Source organism: Blastomonas sp. CCH1-A6 (genome assembly GCF_001556365.1).
Taxonomy (GTDB): Bacteria; Pseudomonadota; Alphaproteobacteria; order Sphingomonadales; family Sphingomonadaceae; genus Blastomonas; species Blastomonas ursincola.
On record NZ_LSIS01000474.1, the window covers coordinates 1 to 14742 of the forward strand.

General features: G+C 65.5%; 17 protein-coding genes. 5 read left to right on the top strand and 12 right to left on the bottom strand.

All coding sequences use genetic code 11. From position 1 onward, the window contains the following. Both AX735_RS21105 and AX735_RS21110 read right to left on the bottom strand, forming a co-directional pair. On the bottom strand, window positions 1-1322 hold a 1322-nt coding region (locus AX735_RS21105; protein WP_066284474.1), incomplete at its 3' end, for a M24 family metallopeptidase. A 37-nt stretch (window positions 1323-1359) separates the two neighbouring features. Further along, window positions 1360-2076: an HAD family hydrolase gene (locus AX735_RS21110; protein ID WP_231750205.1), complete on the bottom strand. Its 717-nt coding sequence runs from the start codon at window positions 2074-2076 to the stop codon at window positions 1360-1362. A 142-nt stretch (window positions 2077-2218) separates the two neighbouring features. Here AX735_RS21110 and AX735_RS21115 point away from each other — a divergent pair, with 142 nt between their 5' ends. The 5 genes from AX735_RS21115 to ribH all read left to right on the top strand — a co-directional run bounded on the left by AX735_RS21115 (window position 2219) and on the right by ribH (window position 6258). Next, window positions 2219-3331: an ABC transporter permease gene (locus tag AX735_RS21115; RefSeq protein WP_066284506.1), complete on the top strand. Its 1113-nt coding sequence runs from the start codon at window positions 2219-2221 to the stop codon at window positions 3329-3331. Then, window positions 3328-4176, top strand: coding sequence for an ABC transporter ATP-binding protein (locus AX735_RS21120; RefSeq protein WP_066284476.1), 849 nt, complete (start codon window positions 3328-3330; stop codon window positions 4174-4176). The genes AX735_RS21115 and AX735_RS21120 overlap by 4 nt, the downstream gene beginning before the upstream one ends. 67 nt (window positions 4177-4243) lie before the next feature. Continuing rightward, window positions 4244-5191, top strand: a complete 948-nt coding sequence (locus tag AX735_RS21125) for an MlaD family protein (protein WP_060978897.1) — start codon at window positions 4244-4246, stop codon at window positions 5189-5191. A gap of 11 nt (window positions 5192-5202) precedes the next feature. Beyond that, window positions 5203-5796, top strand: coding sequence for an ABC-type transport auxiliary lipoprotein family protein (locus AX735_RS21130; protein WP_066284479.1), 594 nt, complete (start codon window positions 5203-5205; stop codon window positions 5794-5796). Window positions 5797-5835: 39 nt separating this feature from the next. Then, window positions 5836-6258, top strand: a complete 423-nt coding sequence (gene ribH, locus AX735_RS21135) for a 6,7-dimethyl-8-ribityllumazine synthase (protein WP_066284480.1) — start codon at window positions 5836-5838, stop codon at window positions 6256-6258. Window positions 6259-6286: 28 nt separating this feature from the next. Here the strand turns inward: ribH and AX735_RS21140 are convergent, their stop codons facing one another. The 10 genes from AX735_RS21140 to AX735_RS21185 all read right to left on the bottom strand — a co-directional run. Next, window positions 6287-7288 carry a flagellar motor protein MotB gene (locus tag AX735_RS21140; RefSeq protein ID WP_066284484.1) on the bottom strand — a complete coding sequence of 334 codons (1002 nt, stop codon included), beginning with the start codon at window positions 7286-7288 and terminating at the stop codon, window positions 6287-6289. Between the two features lie 3 nt (window positions 7289-7291). Continuing rightward, entirely contained in the window at window positions 7292-8155 is an 864-nt protein-coding gene (motA, locus tag AX735_RS21145; protein ID WP_066284486.1) for a flagellar motor stator protein MotA, read from the bottom strand. 155 nt (window positions 8156-8310) lie between these two features. Continuing rightward, window positions 8311-9180, bottom strand: a complete 870-nt coding sequence (locus AX735_RS21150; protein ID WP_066284488.1) for a flagellin — start codon at window positions 9178-9180, stop codon at window positions 8311-8313. 19 nt (window positions 9181-9199) lie between these two features. Continuing rightward, a complete protein-coding gene (gene flgK / locus AX735_RS21155; RefSeq protein ID WP_066284491.1) occupies window positions 9200-10531 on the bottom strand; it encodes a flagellar hook-associated protein FlgK in 1332 nt (443 codons plus the stop codon). Continuing rightward, window positions 10528-10890, bottom strand: coding sequence for a rod-binding protein (locus AX735_RS21160; RefSeq protein ID WP_231750206.1), 363 nt, complete (start codon window positions 10888-10890; stop codon window positions 10528-10530). The genes flgK and AX735_RS21160 overlap by 4 nt, the downstream gene beginning before the upstream one ends. Beyond that, window positions 10887-11999, bottom strand: coding sequence for a flagellar basal body P-ring protein FlgI (locus AX735_RS21165; RefSeq protein WP_137775782.1), 1113 nt, complete (start codon window positions 11997-11999; stop codon window positions 10887-10889). The genes AX735_RS21160 and AX735_RS21165 overlap by 4 nt, the downstream gene beginning before the upstream one ends. Window positions 12000-12011: 12 nt before the next feature. After that, the gene (locus AX735_RS21170; RefSeq protein WP_066284497.1) at window positions 12012-12710 is read right to left on the bottom strand and encodes a flagellar basal body L-ring protein FlgH; all 699 of its coding nucleotides are present in this window, start codon (window positions 12708-12710) and stop codon (window positions 12012-12014) included. Between the two features lie 6 nt (window positions 12711-12716). Continuing rightward, on the bottom strand, window positions 12717-13508 hold the full coding sequence (gene flgG / locus AX735_RS21175; protein ID WP_066284500.1) for a flagellar basal-body rod protein FlgG: 792 nt from the start codon (window positions 13506-13508) through the stop codon (window positions 12717-12719). Window positions 13509-13533: 25 nt separating this feature from the next. Beyond that, a complete protein-coding gene (locus tag AX735_RS21180; RefSeq protein ID WP_066284502.1) occupies window positions 13534-14277 on the bottom strand; it encodes a flagellar basal body rod protein FlgF in 744 nt (247 codons plus the stop codon). Between the two features lie 49 nt (window positions 14278-14326). Then, window positions 14327-14742, bottom strand: a 416-nt coding sequence (locus tag AX735_RS21185) for a flagellar hook-basal body complex protein (RefSeq protein ID WP_156447571.1), incomplete at its 5' end; no start/stop codon positions are given.

Consider the following 14742-nt stretch of genomic DNA (forward strand, 5'->3'; position numbering starts at 1 on the left):
CCGTCGAGATATGCGACCTTCTCGCCGTCGAAGAACATGTCCTCCTCGGTGCGGAAGGAAACCGCCTTGTCGCCCCATTCGGGCACGTTGTTGGTGACCGCGAGCTCGATCGACCAGGCGGTGCTGCCGCGGACGAGATAGCGGCCGGCGGGGCTGCTGTCCTGATTGTCCCAGAAGCCGATCGCCGGTCCCGCGCCGTGCCCGTGAAAACCGATCGGATGCGAATAGATGCTCGGCTGATAGCCCGATGCGATCGCCTTGGCGCGGGTGGCCGCGAGCAGGTCGTTGCCGGTCAGGCCGACACGGAATTCGCCGGTCAATATGTCCTGCACCGCATTGGCGGCAGCGAGCCCTGCCTTCAGGCCGGCCGGCGCGTCGGTCTCGCCGGGTTTGAGAACATAAGCGAGATGCTGGGTATCGGTATTGAGCCCCAGATAGGTGATGCCGAAATCGGTCCACAGCATGTCACCGGGCTGGATAACGGCATCGCCGGTCAGCTCGCCCGCCTCGCTGGCGCGGAAAATGGCGAGCGAGGGATGGAACCAGGTCTTGAGGCCCAGCGCGCTGATCTTCTCGCGCATCCACCACTGCACATCCTCTGCCGTGGTCTGGCCCGGCGTGATGACCTTGTCGGACAGCGCCTCGGCGATGATCGCGTGCGCCAGGCGGACAATCGACGGATAGACCTCCATCTCGGCGGGGATGCGGCTTTCCAGCCAGCCGATGGCGAGCGGCCCGGCGGGCACGATTCGCTCGCGATATTCGGGCGGCAGCGCGGCGACGAAATCCTCGTACTGGCTGTGGCTGAGGCCATCGGCGAGCGCGGTCTGCGACGAGATGTTCATCGCGATCTTCTGCGGATTGCGCTCGGCGACGATCTCGGCAAGCCGCTTCCACTGGTCGGGCTGTTGCTCGGGCGTCCAGACGGGGGCGAACATTCCCGCGAGGCCATAACGGCTCACCGTCAGCCGCTCGACCGGCTTGCCCTCGCCCGGATCGAAGAACACCAGGATCGTCCGCCGCCGCGCATGCATCGAACGTGCATCGAGCATGGTCGCGACCACCGGGTCCTCGTCATATTCGCGCGCGATCAGCACCCACATGTCGACGCCCTGTTCGCGCATCAGCGCCGGGACGACGGTCTCTAGCCGCTGGGCGAGCCAGGCATCGCGCAGCTTTGCCTGCTCGCGCAGGGGGAGGATGGCGGGATAATCGGGAGCTTCTGCCTCGGCGGTATTGCCGGCAGACTGGGCTGATACGGGCGAGGCCAGCATCAGCGAGGCGGCGAGCGCGGTGGACAGCAGGACGGCGACGGATTTCATGAGCTTCCCCGGGGTTGTTCGCAGGCGAGCTTTCTGCCTAGCCGGTGATGCCCGGTTGCGCCACCCTGTGCTGCGGCGCAAGCGCGCCGGGCCAGTCGATCTCGGGCCAGCCGCGTTCGCGCGCGACGATCCGCATCGGCATGTGCGCATTGGTCACGAATGCCTCGTGCGCCAGTTCGAGCATCGGAATGTCCGAGACATGGTCAGAATAGCAGCGGATGCTGCACTCGGCCGGATCGAGCCCGTGTTCGGCCATCCAGGCGGCGATCATCTCCGCCTTGTGGATGCCGTAGCAATTGTGCCCGGCAATCTTCGGCTGCACGGTCCCGTGCGAGGAGACAAGGTCGGTCGCGATCACATCGTCGATCCCAAGGCGCCGCGCGATCGCCTCGACATAGAGCCGGTAGGACGCCGTGGCGATGACGATGCGATAGCCTTCGGCGCGATCGGCGGCGATGCGCTCGAGCGCGCCGGGGCGGATATTGGTGGCAAAGACATGCTCGGCATGTGCTGCCATGGGTTCTGCCAGCCAGGCGACCCGAAGTTCGCCCAGCAGCAGCCTCTGGTTGATCTGCTTGAGCTGGTCGCGGCTGACCAGGCGCAGGACATAGCCGATCGCGGCGAGCAGCGAGAGCGGAAGCAGCACCAGCCGCCACGGCGCATGGCGCAGCGCCATCCACAGCAGGAAGCGCGCATAGGTCGGATGGACGGTAATCGTCCGATCCATATCGTAAAAGGCCAGCCTCTCCCCCACGCCCGCGAGCATTAACGCCAATCCGGCGGGAAACAAGCCGGTGCTTGCCGCGTATGGCCTGCATGATGGCAAATTCCGCTGCGACCAATTGTGCGCCAAGGTGCTTGTGATCGCACCGTTTATCGCACAAGAAGGGCGGCATATGGGTGCCCCGGCCGACTTTGCGATCGAAGAGCGCGGTGAAACCGGCGCGGTGCTGCGCTTTTCCGGCAATCTCGATATCACCACCATTGCCGCTCTCGACAAGCGGTTGAAGGCGATCGACCAGCCGATCGGGCTGATCGACATGGCCGATACCGGGCATATCGACACCGTCGGCGCCTGGGTGGTCTATCGGCTGGCACGCGACCAGCGCTGCGAGATCGTGAACCTCAGCGAATCGGGCAGCAGGTTGGTCGAGGCGGTGGGCCGATCGGACATCAGCGATATCGAGCCGCCGCACCGGCCCAATGTGGTCAGCCGGGTGCTCGCCAGCGTCGGCGAGGCGACGATGACCGCCTTGGGCTCGATGCTCGGCATGCTCGGCTTTTTCGGCGCGCTGGTGCGATCGCTGCTGTCGCTGATCGCGCATCCGCGCCGCATCCGCTGGGCCGCGACGGTGCGCCATTTCGAGCTGGTCGGCGTCTCGGCGCTTGGCATTGTCGGGCTCATGAGCTTCCTCATCGGCATCGTCATCGCGCAGCAGGGCGCGGTGCAGCTGCGCCAGTTCGGGGCGGAGGTGTTCACCGTTAATCTGGTCGGTCGGCTGACCATTCGTGAACTGGGCGTGCTCATGACCGCAATCATGGTCGCGGGCCGGTCGGGCAGCGCGTTCGCGGCGCAGATCGGCACGATGAAGCTGACCGAGGAGGTCGACGCGATGCGCACGATCGGCGTCTCCCCGGTCGAGGCGCTGGTGCTGCCGCGCGTGACCGCTGCGGTGCTGATGATGCCGCTGCTCGGCTTCTATTCGATGATCGTCGCGATGATTGGCGGCGCGTTCCTGTGCTGGATCGTGCTCGAGATTCCGCCCGCCACCTTTGTCGTGCGCATCCAGGAGGTCGTCCCGATCACCGATTTCTATGTCGGCATGATCAAGGCTCCGGTCTTCGGGCTGATCATCGCGCTCGCCGGCTGCTATCAGGGCATGCAGGTGCGCGGCAATGCCGAGGAAGTCGGCATGCGCACCACCGCTGCCGTGGTCCAGGCGATCTTCATGGTCATCGTGCTCGACGCGTTCTTCGCGGTCTTTTTTACCGAAGTGGGCTGGGGATGAGCGCGGCGCGGGAAAAGGACTGCGATGTCGCCATTCGCATCACGGGGCTGACCAACAGCTTCGGCGAGCAGGTGGTGCACGACGATCTGTCGCTCGACGTGCGGCATGGCGAGATTCTGGGCGTGGTCGGCGGATCGGGTACCGGCAAGTCAGTGCTGATGCGCTCGATCATCGGGCTGCAGCGGCCCGATGCCGGGCGCATCGAGGTGCTGGGCGAATCCATTCTCGACGGCGAGGAAGAGGATGTCTCGATCCGCAGCCGCTGGGGCGTGCTGTTCCAGGGCGGGGCGCTGTTCTCGACGCTCACCGTCGCCGAGAACGTGATGGTGCCGCTCGCCGAATTCTATCCGAATATCGATCGCAAGCTGCGGCGCGAGATCGCGCTCTACAAGATCGCGCTGTCGGGCCTGCCCGAGGACGCGGCCGACAAATATCCGTCCGAGCTTTCGGGCGGCATGAAGAAGCGCGCAGGGCTTGCGCGGGCGTTGGCGCTCGATCCCGACGTGCTGTTCCTCGACGAACCCACCGCGGGGCTCGACCCGATCGGCGCGGCGCGCTTCGATGCGCTGACCCGCGAGCTGCAGCGGACGCTGGGGCTGACGGTGTTCCTGATCACGCACGACCTCGATACGCTGCACGAGATCTGCGACCGCGTGGCGGTGCTGGCGGACAAGAAGGTCATCGCCATCGGCACGATCCCCGAACTGCTCGCCACCGACCATCCGTGGATCCAGGAATATTTCAACGGCCCGCGCGGCCGCGCTGCCGCCGTCAGCCATGCCGACGAGGAACTGAAGCGCAAGCGCCTTCCGGCGAGCAGCAAGAGCCGGGGGTTCCTGCGATGACCTTGCGGAACGCCGTCGCCGCTTTGGCGGTTTACACCATCAGAACATCAGGGGCATAACCAACGCCATGGAAACACGCGCCAATCATGTCTGGGTGGGGACCGTCACCCTGGTGCTGCTGGCGGGCATCGCCGCCTTTGTCATCTGGTTGGCGGGGCTGGGCGAGACCGATCGCCAGCCCTATGACATCTTCTTCAAGACCTCGGTCGACGGCATCGCCAAGGGGTCGGTCGTCGCCTATTCGGGCGTGCCCTCGGGTCAGGTGACCGAGATCGCGCTCTGGGCCAAGGACCCGCAGTTCGTGCGCGTGCGGATCGAGGTCGATGCGCATGTTCCGATCCTCGAAGGCACCACCGCCACCATCCAGGGCGTCGGCTTTACCGGCGTTTCGCAGATCCAGCTCGACGGTGCCAAGCAGGGCGCGCCCGAGATTACTGAGCCGGGACCCGAAGGCGTGCCTGTCATCCCGACCAAGCCCGGCGCGCTCGGTGAACTGCTCAACAATGCGCCGCTGCTGATCGAGCGGCTGGCGACATTGACCGAGCGCTTCACCCAGGTCCTGTCGGACGAGAACCAGAAGTCGATCTCGATCCTGCTCAAGAATTCGGGCCGGCTGACCGGCGAGCTGGCCGACAGCGCGCCCGAACTGCGCGCCGCGCTTGCCGAGCTGCGCGTGACGCTGACCAAGGCGGGGGTCGCCGCCGAGCAGCTCGGCATGACCGCGCAGTCGACCAAGGAAGTACTCGACAGCGAAGGCCGTCCGCTGGCACGGCAACTCGCCAAGACGCTGGCCGATACCGACAAGGCGCTGGTCAAGCTGACCGAGACGATGGAAGAGGCCAAGCCGGGTCTGCGTCAGTTCTCGACCACCACTTTGCCCGAGACCGAGGCGCTGGTGCGCGACCTGCGCGTCACCGCGCGCGCGCTGTCGGCGATCACCGAGAAGATCGATCAGGAAGGCGCAGGCGGACTGCTCAGCGCGCCGCCGCTGCCCGATTACAAGCCGAAGAATTGAGAGGCTCCGCCATGACCGCCACGTTCCGTTCATTGCTGGCCGCCGGCGCTGCCTGCGCCTTGCTCGCCGGTTGCGTCAGCTTCGGTTCCGAAGCGCCGCCGCAGTTGCTGACGCTGACCTCGAGCGCCACGCCGGGGGCGGGGTCGATGGCATCGGCGTCGGTGACCGATGCGATCGTGGTCGATACACCCACGGTCGAGCGCACGCTCGATCAGGTGCGCGTGCCGGTCCAAGTCAGCGACAGTGCCATCGCCTATGTCAAGGATGCGGTCTGGGCGGACAAGCCCGCGCGATTGTTCCGCACCGTGCTGGCCGAGACGCTGGCCGCGAAGAGCGGGCGGCTGGTGCTTGACCAGGTCGAGACCGGGGCCGAGCGCAGCACCATGCTGTCGGGCCAGCTCCAGCGCTTCGGCTATGACGAGGACAGGCGCGCTGCGATCGTCCGCTTCGACGCGGTGGTGCGCAAGCCCGGCAGCCCCTTGCGCAAGCAGCGCTTCGAGGCGAGCGTTCCGGTCGCGACGGTTGACGCGGTGACGGTGGGTGCGGCATTGAACCAGGCGGCAAACACGGTCGCGGCCGAGGTCGCGGCCTGGACCACCGGCTGATCAGCCTCTTTTTCCGCTTCATTACAGGATAATCGAACCATGGCGCATTTCCTCATCGTCGAGGCACGCTTCTACGATCATTTGAACGACCTGCTGCTCGAAGGCGCGCGCGCCGCGATCAAGGCGGCGGGGCACAGCCATGAAACGCTGACCGTTCCGGGGGCGCTGGAAATCCCGGCAGCCATCGCCATGGCATCGGAAACGCAGCGTTTTGACGGTTTTGTCGCGATCGGCGTGATCATCCGCGGCGAGACCTATCATTTCGAGGTGGTCTCGAACGAAAGCGCGCGCGCGATCATGGCGCTGACGCTCGACGGCCTGCCGATCGGCAATGGCATTCTCACCGTCGAGAACGAGGCCCAGGCGCTCACCCGGGCCAAGAAGGACGAGAAGGACAAGGGCGGCGACGCTGCCCGCGCCGCCATCGCCATGCTCGAGATTTCAGAGAAGCTCGCCGGCTGACGCTGCCGTCCGCGGCCCGACCGTTCCCCTATTTGGAGGGTAGCGGCGCGGGAACGGGCCGTGACGGCATGGCGCCGGGTGCCTTCGCGCCGCCCGGTGCACTCGCCGATCCTGCGGTCGGGTCGGTAAAGGCCAGGGTAATCGAGATGCGGCGGTTGGCCGGGTCGTTGCGGTCCATCGGATTGTATGGCTCCTTGTCGGCCACGCCTTCGATGCGGTGCACCTGACCCGGATTTATCCCCCCGATCACCAGCGCCCTGCGCGTCGCCTCGGCGCGGCTGGTCGAGAGCATCCAGTTGTTCATCGTCTTGCCCGAGGCATAGGGCAGGGCATCGGTATGCCCGCGGATGATCACCGGATTGGGCATACCGTTGATGACCTGCGCGACCTCTTTCAGCAATTCGGCCGCCTTGGGAACCAGCTTGTCGGTCGACAGCGCGAACATGCTGAAATTGGCTTCGTCCACCAGGTCGATGCGCAGGCCTTCACGCGTATCGGTGAAGCGCACGTTCTTGAGCAGCTTGCTGAGCTGCTCGCTGCCGCCTAGCCGCTCCTCGAGCTGCTTCTTGAGCTTCTCGAACTGTTCCTTCTCGGCCAGCTGCTGCGCCTTCCGCATCGCCGCCCGCTGCTCTTCGGTCATGTTGCTATAGGGGCTCTTGCCGGCATCATCGGCGGTCCCGGTGGCATCCTGCGGAATGGTGATCGTCCGCGTTCCAGTCTGGCCGGCGCGGTTGGGATAATCGTCGCGCCCGACGATCGATTCCCCGCCGAACAGGCCGTTGGAGCCGGCGCTGCCCGATTTCAGCTCGACGATGGTCGGCGCGAAATAGTCGGCAATCGCCTTGCGGTCCTTTTCCTCGGTCGCGCCGAGCAGCCACATCAGCAGGAAGAAGGCCATCATTGCCGTCACGAAGTCAGCATAGGCCACCTTCCAGGCGCCGCCATGATGGCCGCCATGGCCTTCCTCGATGATCTTCTTGACGATGATCGGGCGGACATTCTCCACCGGATCGGGCTTGCGCTTGGCCATGGCTTAGCGGCCCCGCATGCCGTCGAACACGTCGGCAAAGGTCGGCTGGTTGGCGTGACCCAGGCTCGAGCGCGCGGCCTCGATCACCAGCGGCTGCGGATGGCCGTGGAGCGATGCGATGATGATCTGCTTGGCAACGTGATACATCGCGCCATCGGCCTCGATCACCTGCTTGCAGCGGTTGGCCAGCGGACCGACCAGACCATAAGCGAGAAAAATCCCGAGGAACGTACCGACCAGTGCCGAACCGATCATTTCGCCCAGGATGGCCGGCGGCTTGTCGATCGAGCCCATGGTCTTGACGATCCCGAGAACGGCCGCGACGATCCCGAGCGCGGGCAAGGCATCCGCGAGGTTCTGCAGGCCGTCGGCGGGGCCGACCGCCTCGTGGTGATGCGTCTTGATCGCCTGATCGACGACATCCTCCACCGCATGCGGATCGAGCTGGCCCGACGAGACAACGACGAGGCGCAGCGAATCGCAGATCAGATGGATCAGCGTCGTATCCTTGAGCAGCGTGGGATATTCCGAAAAGACCGAGGAGCTCTTGGGGTCCTCGATATGCGGCTCGAGCGCCACCGGGCCTTCGGTGCGCAGCATCTTCATCAGCTTGGACACCAGGAAGATGCAGTCGAGAAAATCCTGCTTCTTGTACTTGGCACCCTTGAACGCGGTCTTGACGCCGCCGCCGATCGCCTTGATGTGCGCGCCCGAATTGCCGATCAGCATCGAGCCTGCAGCCGCGCCGCCGATGATCATCATTTCCAGCGGCAGGGCGTGCAGAATGACGCCCATGCTGCCCCCGGCGAGAATGAACCCGCCGAACACCATGGCGATCAGGACGACAAAGCCAATTGCTGCGAACATCGCGGTTCCCTTGATCGTGATAATTGCCCACCGGACGGTGGCGCAATGCGGGCTGAAAAACCGGCCCGTTCAGATCGTAGAACGGCTTTTGACGATCGTGGTTAAGCGCAAAACAGGGTTAACAGCGCGGGCGTTGGCGTTAACCCGGTGGATCATCAGCGCAGGAAGTCGAGCAGCGACTGTTGCGAGACCTTGGCATAGACGGCCTGGGTGGCCTGCAGGTTGGTCAGCAACGTCTGGATCCGGGTCAGGGCCTCGGCGACATTCGCATCGACCAGTTCCGATTTGCGCGAGGCCAGCGATAGCTTGCTCTGCTCCAGCTCCTCGCGCGCCGATTCGATGGAATTCTTCACCACGCCCTGGCGGGTCAGCAGCTGGGTCATGCGGTCGATCGCGCCGTCGAGCGCGGTCAGTTGCGCATTTCGGGCGGCCTGGCCGGTGGCCGTGTTGTCGCGGATCGCGGCGGCGGTATCGGTCATGATCTGTTCCAGGCTGCGCGTGGCTCCGCCAGCGCCCCCGTCGACATCGATATTCGCCTGGACCTCGTCCAGATTGGGCGCAGACACGACGAAGCGGGCATCGCCCATCGGAATGCGGATGACCGGCCCGTTGCCGAACAGCTGCCCGCCGAAATTGTCGCGCTGGCCCAGCGCATCGTTGAAATCGGCGTTGATCCCCTCGACCTCGAGCGCGAGCACTTCGGGGTCGGCCGTGCTGATCGTGCCGGTATTGGCCAGCAGCAGCAGCTCGCGCGTGCGGATGAGCCCGCTCACGATGGTGTTGAGGCTCGCCTCGGCCTGGTTGGCGCGCGTGTCGGCGCGGCCCAGATTGTTGACCCAAGCGGCTTCGTCCGACTGGAAGCGCGAGATGTTCGAGGACTCGAGCCAGGCCTTGGGATCGTTCGAGGGCCGGGCGATGCGGCTCTCGCCGCTGACCAGCGCCTGCTGATCGGCAATCTGCTGGCTCAGCCGCACCTGCCGGGTGACATCCTGCGGCGCGCGATAGCGGTTGACGGATTGGACCATGATGTCGTGCCTTGTCGCGTTAGAAGATGTTCAGGATGGATTGCATGGTCTCGCGCGCAACCTGGATCACCCGGGCCGACGCTTCATAGGCCTGTTGCAGCCGGATGAGATCGGCGGCCTCGCGGTCGAGATCGACCCCCGACATCGCATCGCGGCGGCGGCGTGCGCCTTCGTCGAGCGCGGTCGCGGCATCGGATTCGCTGCGCACCGATGCAAGACTGGTGGCAAAGCCGGCCATGAAATTGTTCCACTGCGTCTCGACGCCCGCCGTGGTGCGCAGGGCGGGCAGCGCCAGCAGATTGCCGTTGGGCGTTCCATCGGCGCCGGCGATCGCGAGCTGATTGATGTCGCGCGTCGTCACCGCGAGCGTCGAGGCATCGCCCGGCATGGTCAGCAGCGGGGCTCCGGCGGCTCCCCCCAGCGTGCGGCCCTGGGCCTGCCAGGCGTTGATATCGGTGACCAGCTGCTGCGCCAGCGCGGTCAGATCGTTGAGCCGTCCCTGCGCAGTCGCGCCCGAGCGGCTGAGCCCGGCCAGCGATCCCTCGCTCGGCACGGGGACTGCAACGCCATTGACCTGCAACGCCAGGCTGCCATCGGCATTGGACGATGAGGTCACGGTGGCGAAGAAGTTGACGCCTGCCAGCTGCTGTCCGCCATAGGTGAGCGTCGCGGTACCATTGGGGGCCAGGCTGATCGTCGCGTTCAGCTTTTCGGAAATCGTCGCCAGCATCGCATCGCGCGCATCGAGCAGGCCGGCATGCGCATCGGTGCCTTCCTTGGTGCGGGTGATGTCGAGGTTGATCTTGTTGAGATTCTCGAGCGCGGCGTTGAGCGTGTTGGCTTCCTGCGTCGCGGCCTGGCTGACCTGCTGCGCGGTCAGCGTCATGTTGCTGGCGGTGCGGCGGAAGGCATCGACCACCGCGTCGAGCTCGCTGAGCAGGGTGAGCTTGAGCGAATTGTCGAACGGCGCGGCCGCCACCTCTTCGGCGCGGCTGAAAAAGGTGTTGAGCCGGCTGCCGACATTCGATCCGGCATTGTCGAGATTGGTCTCGATCCGCTCCATCCAGGTGACCTGGGTCTCGGCGCGGATGCGCGCGGCGCCGCTCTGGCGGACCTGCGCCTCGATGAACTCGTCCGATGCGCGCACCGTCTGTGCCACCCGCACGCCGTTGAGGCCGGTCTGCGACAGATAGGCGGGATTGAGCGCGCTCGACACGGTGGCATCGCTCATCTGCACGCTGCGGCGCACATAATCCGGATTTTCGGCATTGGCGATGTTGTGCGACACCGCATCCATCGAGCGCGAGAACGCGCGCAGGCCCGATCGGCCGATGTTCAGCAGGTTGCTCATGGCTTATCGATCCCGAACTGCTTGAGCACCATGTCGGCGATGCCGAAGCTCTGCTTGCCCGCCATGTCCTCGGCGACGCGCGCGTCCATCAGGTCGCGGAACTGGTCGGTGGCCGAAGACCCGAGCAACGTGTCGCCATCGGTGGCGCTGCGCATCGCACCGATCATCTGGCGCAGGAAGATCGCCTCGAACGACTGCGCCGCCTTGCGCAGCTCGGCCGTTTCGGCTTCGCTCCTGCCCGGCGCGGCACCTTGCGAGCCGCTGGCAGCGGACGCGGCGGCTTTGGCCTGCTTGTCGAGCGGCAGCGCCGCGCTGGTGCGCGCAAGCGGGAAGGCGGCAGAGGCGGGCATGACGGTCACAGGATCACGAGCTCCGCCTTGAGCGAGCCGGACTGCTTCAACGCTTCCAGGATCGCGGCGAGATCGCTCGGCGAGGCGCCGATGGCATTGATCGTTTCGACAATCTCGGACAAGTTGGCACCTTTCGTGATTTCGAATGCCGGGTTGGTCTGTTCCTCGATCTCTACCTGGCTGCGCTGTTCGACTGCGGTCTGGCCCTGGCTGAACGGCGCGGGCTGCACGACAGTGGGTGCTTCCTGCACCTTCACGGTCAGCTTGCCATGGCTCACCGCCGCCGGCCCGATCCGTACCGCGCCATTGATAACGACCGTACCCGTGCGCGCGTTAACAATTACTTTCGCGGCAGCTTCTGCCGGGGTGACCGGAATATTCTCGATTCGGGACATCATCAGCACCCGCTCCTGCGGGGTCACCGGGGCGGCGATCCGCACCGACACGGCGTCATTGGCCACTGCCAGCGCATAGCCGAACTGGCCGTTGATCGCGTCGGCAACGCGCATGGCCGTGGTCAGGTCGGCATCGTTCAGGTTGAACAGCAGATGCGGGCTCTGGTCGAACCCGGTATCCACGGTGCGTTCCACCGTGGCCCCGCCGGCGATGCGTCCGACCGACGGAATGTTGACCACCGTGTTCGAGCCGTCCGCGCCGGTCACGCCAAGTCCGCCCACCGCCAGATTGCCCTGGGCCATGGCATAGATCTGTCCATCGGCACCCAGCAGCGGCATCATGATCAGCGTTCCGCCGCGCAGGGACTTGGCCTGGCCGATGGCAGAGACGGTCACGTCAAGGCGCTGGCCGGGCTTGGCCATCGGCGGCAGCTCGGCCGTGACCATGACCGCGGCGGCGTTGCGGGTGGCCGGGTTGATGCCCGGCGGCAGTGTCAGGCCGAAGCGATTGGTCACGCCGCGCATGGCCAGCGTGGCATATTGCAGGTTGTCGTCGCCGGTTCCGGGCAGGCCCACCACGATGCCATAGCCGGTCAGCTGGTTGGCGCGCAGGCCCTGGAACGCTCCCAGATCCTTGATGCGCTCGGCCTGGACAGGCTGCGTTGCGGCACAGATTGCCAGCAGCAGTGCGGCAAACATGCGGAAGGTGGAGGCAAGCGTCATGTCAATGGGCCTTCAGAACGGGCTGATGATTTCGAAGAAGCGCTGCAGCCAGCCCTTCTGGCTGGCGCGAGCGATCTCGCCGGTGCCGCCATAGATGATCTGCGCATTGGCGACGCGTGACGACGGGACGACATTCTCTGCGCTGATATCGACGGCGCGAACGATGCCGCTGAAACGGATATGTTCTGCACCCCGGTTGAGGCTGATCAGCTTCTCGCCGCGCACCAGCATGGTGCCATTGGGATAGACCTCGGCGATGGTCGCGGTGATCTGGCCCTGAAGCGAGTTGGACTGCTGCGCCGTGCCGGTGCCCTGGAAGCTGGTATTGCCGCCCGCCGCGACATCGGACGGGTTGAAGAAGCTCAAGGGGCCGGTGGTCGGTGGGGTGAGGCCAATGCTGCCATTGCGTTCGGTATTGGCGCCGTTGGACTTGGCCGCCTGAGTGCGTTCGACCAGCGCGATGGTCAGCACATCGCCCACCATCGCGGCGCGCGCGCCGTTGGTCAGTGCCGAATAGCCGTTGCTCGCCTGAAAGATCGCGCCATTGGGGACGGCCGGCGCCGGCTGCGGCATCGACAGGGTCGGCGCATAGTCCGGATCGGGCTGGATGGGCGCCTTCTTCTTCTTGGCCAGAGCAGGCGTTGCCGCGCACAGCGCGACCAGCAGAGCTGCGGTCAGGCCGTGACGGAGAGAGGTGCGAAGCATCGTCATCTATCCTCAGCCGACCTGCTGGTTGGCGAACTGCAGCATCTCGTCGGTCGCCTTGATCATCTTGGAATTGACCTCATAGGCGCGCTGGGTCTCGATCATGTCGACCAGCTCTTCGACGATGTTGACGTTCGATCCTTCGAGAACGCCCTGGCGCAGGGTGCCGCGGCCTTCGATACCGGCTGCACCGGTCACCGGCGGGCCGCTGGCAGCGGTCTGGGTCAGCAGGTTGTTGCCGATCGACTGCAGGCCTGCCGGGTTGACGAAGCTGGCAAGCTCCATCTGACCCAGTTCGCTGGGATCGGTCTGCCCGGCGAGCGTGGCGGAAACCATGCCGTCCGAACCGATGGTGATGCTGGTGACGCCGGGCGGAATCTGGATGTTCGGGACGACCGGCAGGCCTTCCTGCGTGACCAGCAGGCCGTCGGCGGTCTGGGTGAAATTGCCTGCGCGGGTGAAGGCGAAGCTGCCATCGGGCATCTGCAGCTGGAAATAGCCATTGCCCTCGATCATCACGTCGAGCGAATTGTTGGTGATCTGGGCCGAACCCTGGGTTTCGATGCGGCTCGTATTGGCGACCCGCACGCCGGTGCCGACCGAAAGGCCGGTGGCATAGCGGTTCTGCGCATCGGCGCGGGCGCCCGGGGCAATCTGCTGCTGATAGGCCAGCGATTCGAAATTGGCCCGGTCGCGCTTGAAACCGGTGGTGTTCACGTTCGCCAGGTTGTTGGCGATGACGCGCATCTTGGTGTTCTGCGCGTCCAGCCCGGTACGGGCGACCTGAAGGGCTCCGTTGCTCATCTCATTTCACTCCGTTTCGCTCGGCTCAGCTCGGCATCCGCATGATGGATGCGCCGCCATCGTCCATTTCCTGCGCGGTGGTCAGCATCTTGACCTGGGTTTCCCAGGCACGGCTGGCCTCGATCATGTCGACCAGCGCCTGGGTCATGTTCACATTCGACCCCTCGAGTGCACCGGTGGTCACCGTTGCGTCGGGATCCTCGGGCAGGGAGCCGTCATTCGGCACCCTAAACAGGCCGTCCAGGCCCTTCTTGATCTCGCTGCCCTGCGGGCTGACCAGCTTCAGGCGGCCCGCCTCGATCGGCTGGTTGGGATCGCCTCCGGCCGGCACGATCGAGATCGTGCCGTCGGACGCGATGCTGATCTTGTCCGCCTGGGGCAGCGTGATCGGGCCGCCCTGGCCGAGCACGGGGAACCCGTCGCCGGTGGTCAGCAGCCCGCTTTCGTTGACCATCAGGTCGCCGCGCCGTGTATAGGCTTCCGCCCCGTCGGCCGCCTGCACGCCGAGCAGCGCATCGCCGTTCATCGCGATGTCGAGCGGCCCGCCGGTCATCTCGACCGTGCCCGCGTTCATGTCCGCGCCGACCACCGCCTCGCTGGTCGAGGCACGGCTGGCCAGGCCTTCGCCCTGCACATAGAGCGCGCGGGCGTTGACGATCTCTGCGCGAAACCCGGTCGTGTCCGCATTGGCCATGTTGTTGGCGATCGCCGTCTGGCGATTCATGATGCCCTGCATGGCTTTCAGGTTGATGTGGATCATCTTGTCCATGTCAGGGCACCTTGGTGTTGCGGATTACGAAAGGGTTAAGCGCGGATCATCAGGTCTGCAGGTTGACGATCGTCTGGGTCAGCGTGTTCGCGGTTTCGAGCGCCTGGGCGTTCGCCTGGAAGTTGCGCTGCGCCGCGATCAGCGAGACAAGTTCTTCCGTCAGGTCGATATTGGCCGCTTCGAGCGTTCCCGAACGGACGGTGCCGAGCGGGCCGTTGCCCGCCTGGTTGATCAGAGGTGTGCCTGACACGCCGGTCGACTGCCAGTGCGCATCGCCGATCGGGCGAAGGCCTTCGGCGGCAGCGAAGCTCGCCATCGCGACCGCGCCGATCCGCGTCTGGGTGCCGTTGGAGAAGGTGGCGCTGACCACGCCCTCGTCGCTGATCGTGATGTTCGACAGCACCGCATTGGGATCGGCCGGGTCGTTCTGGGGCAGCACGAAGTCGTAAAGGTCGGCAGCGGCGG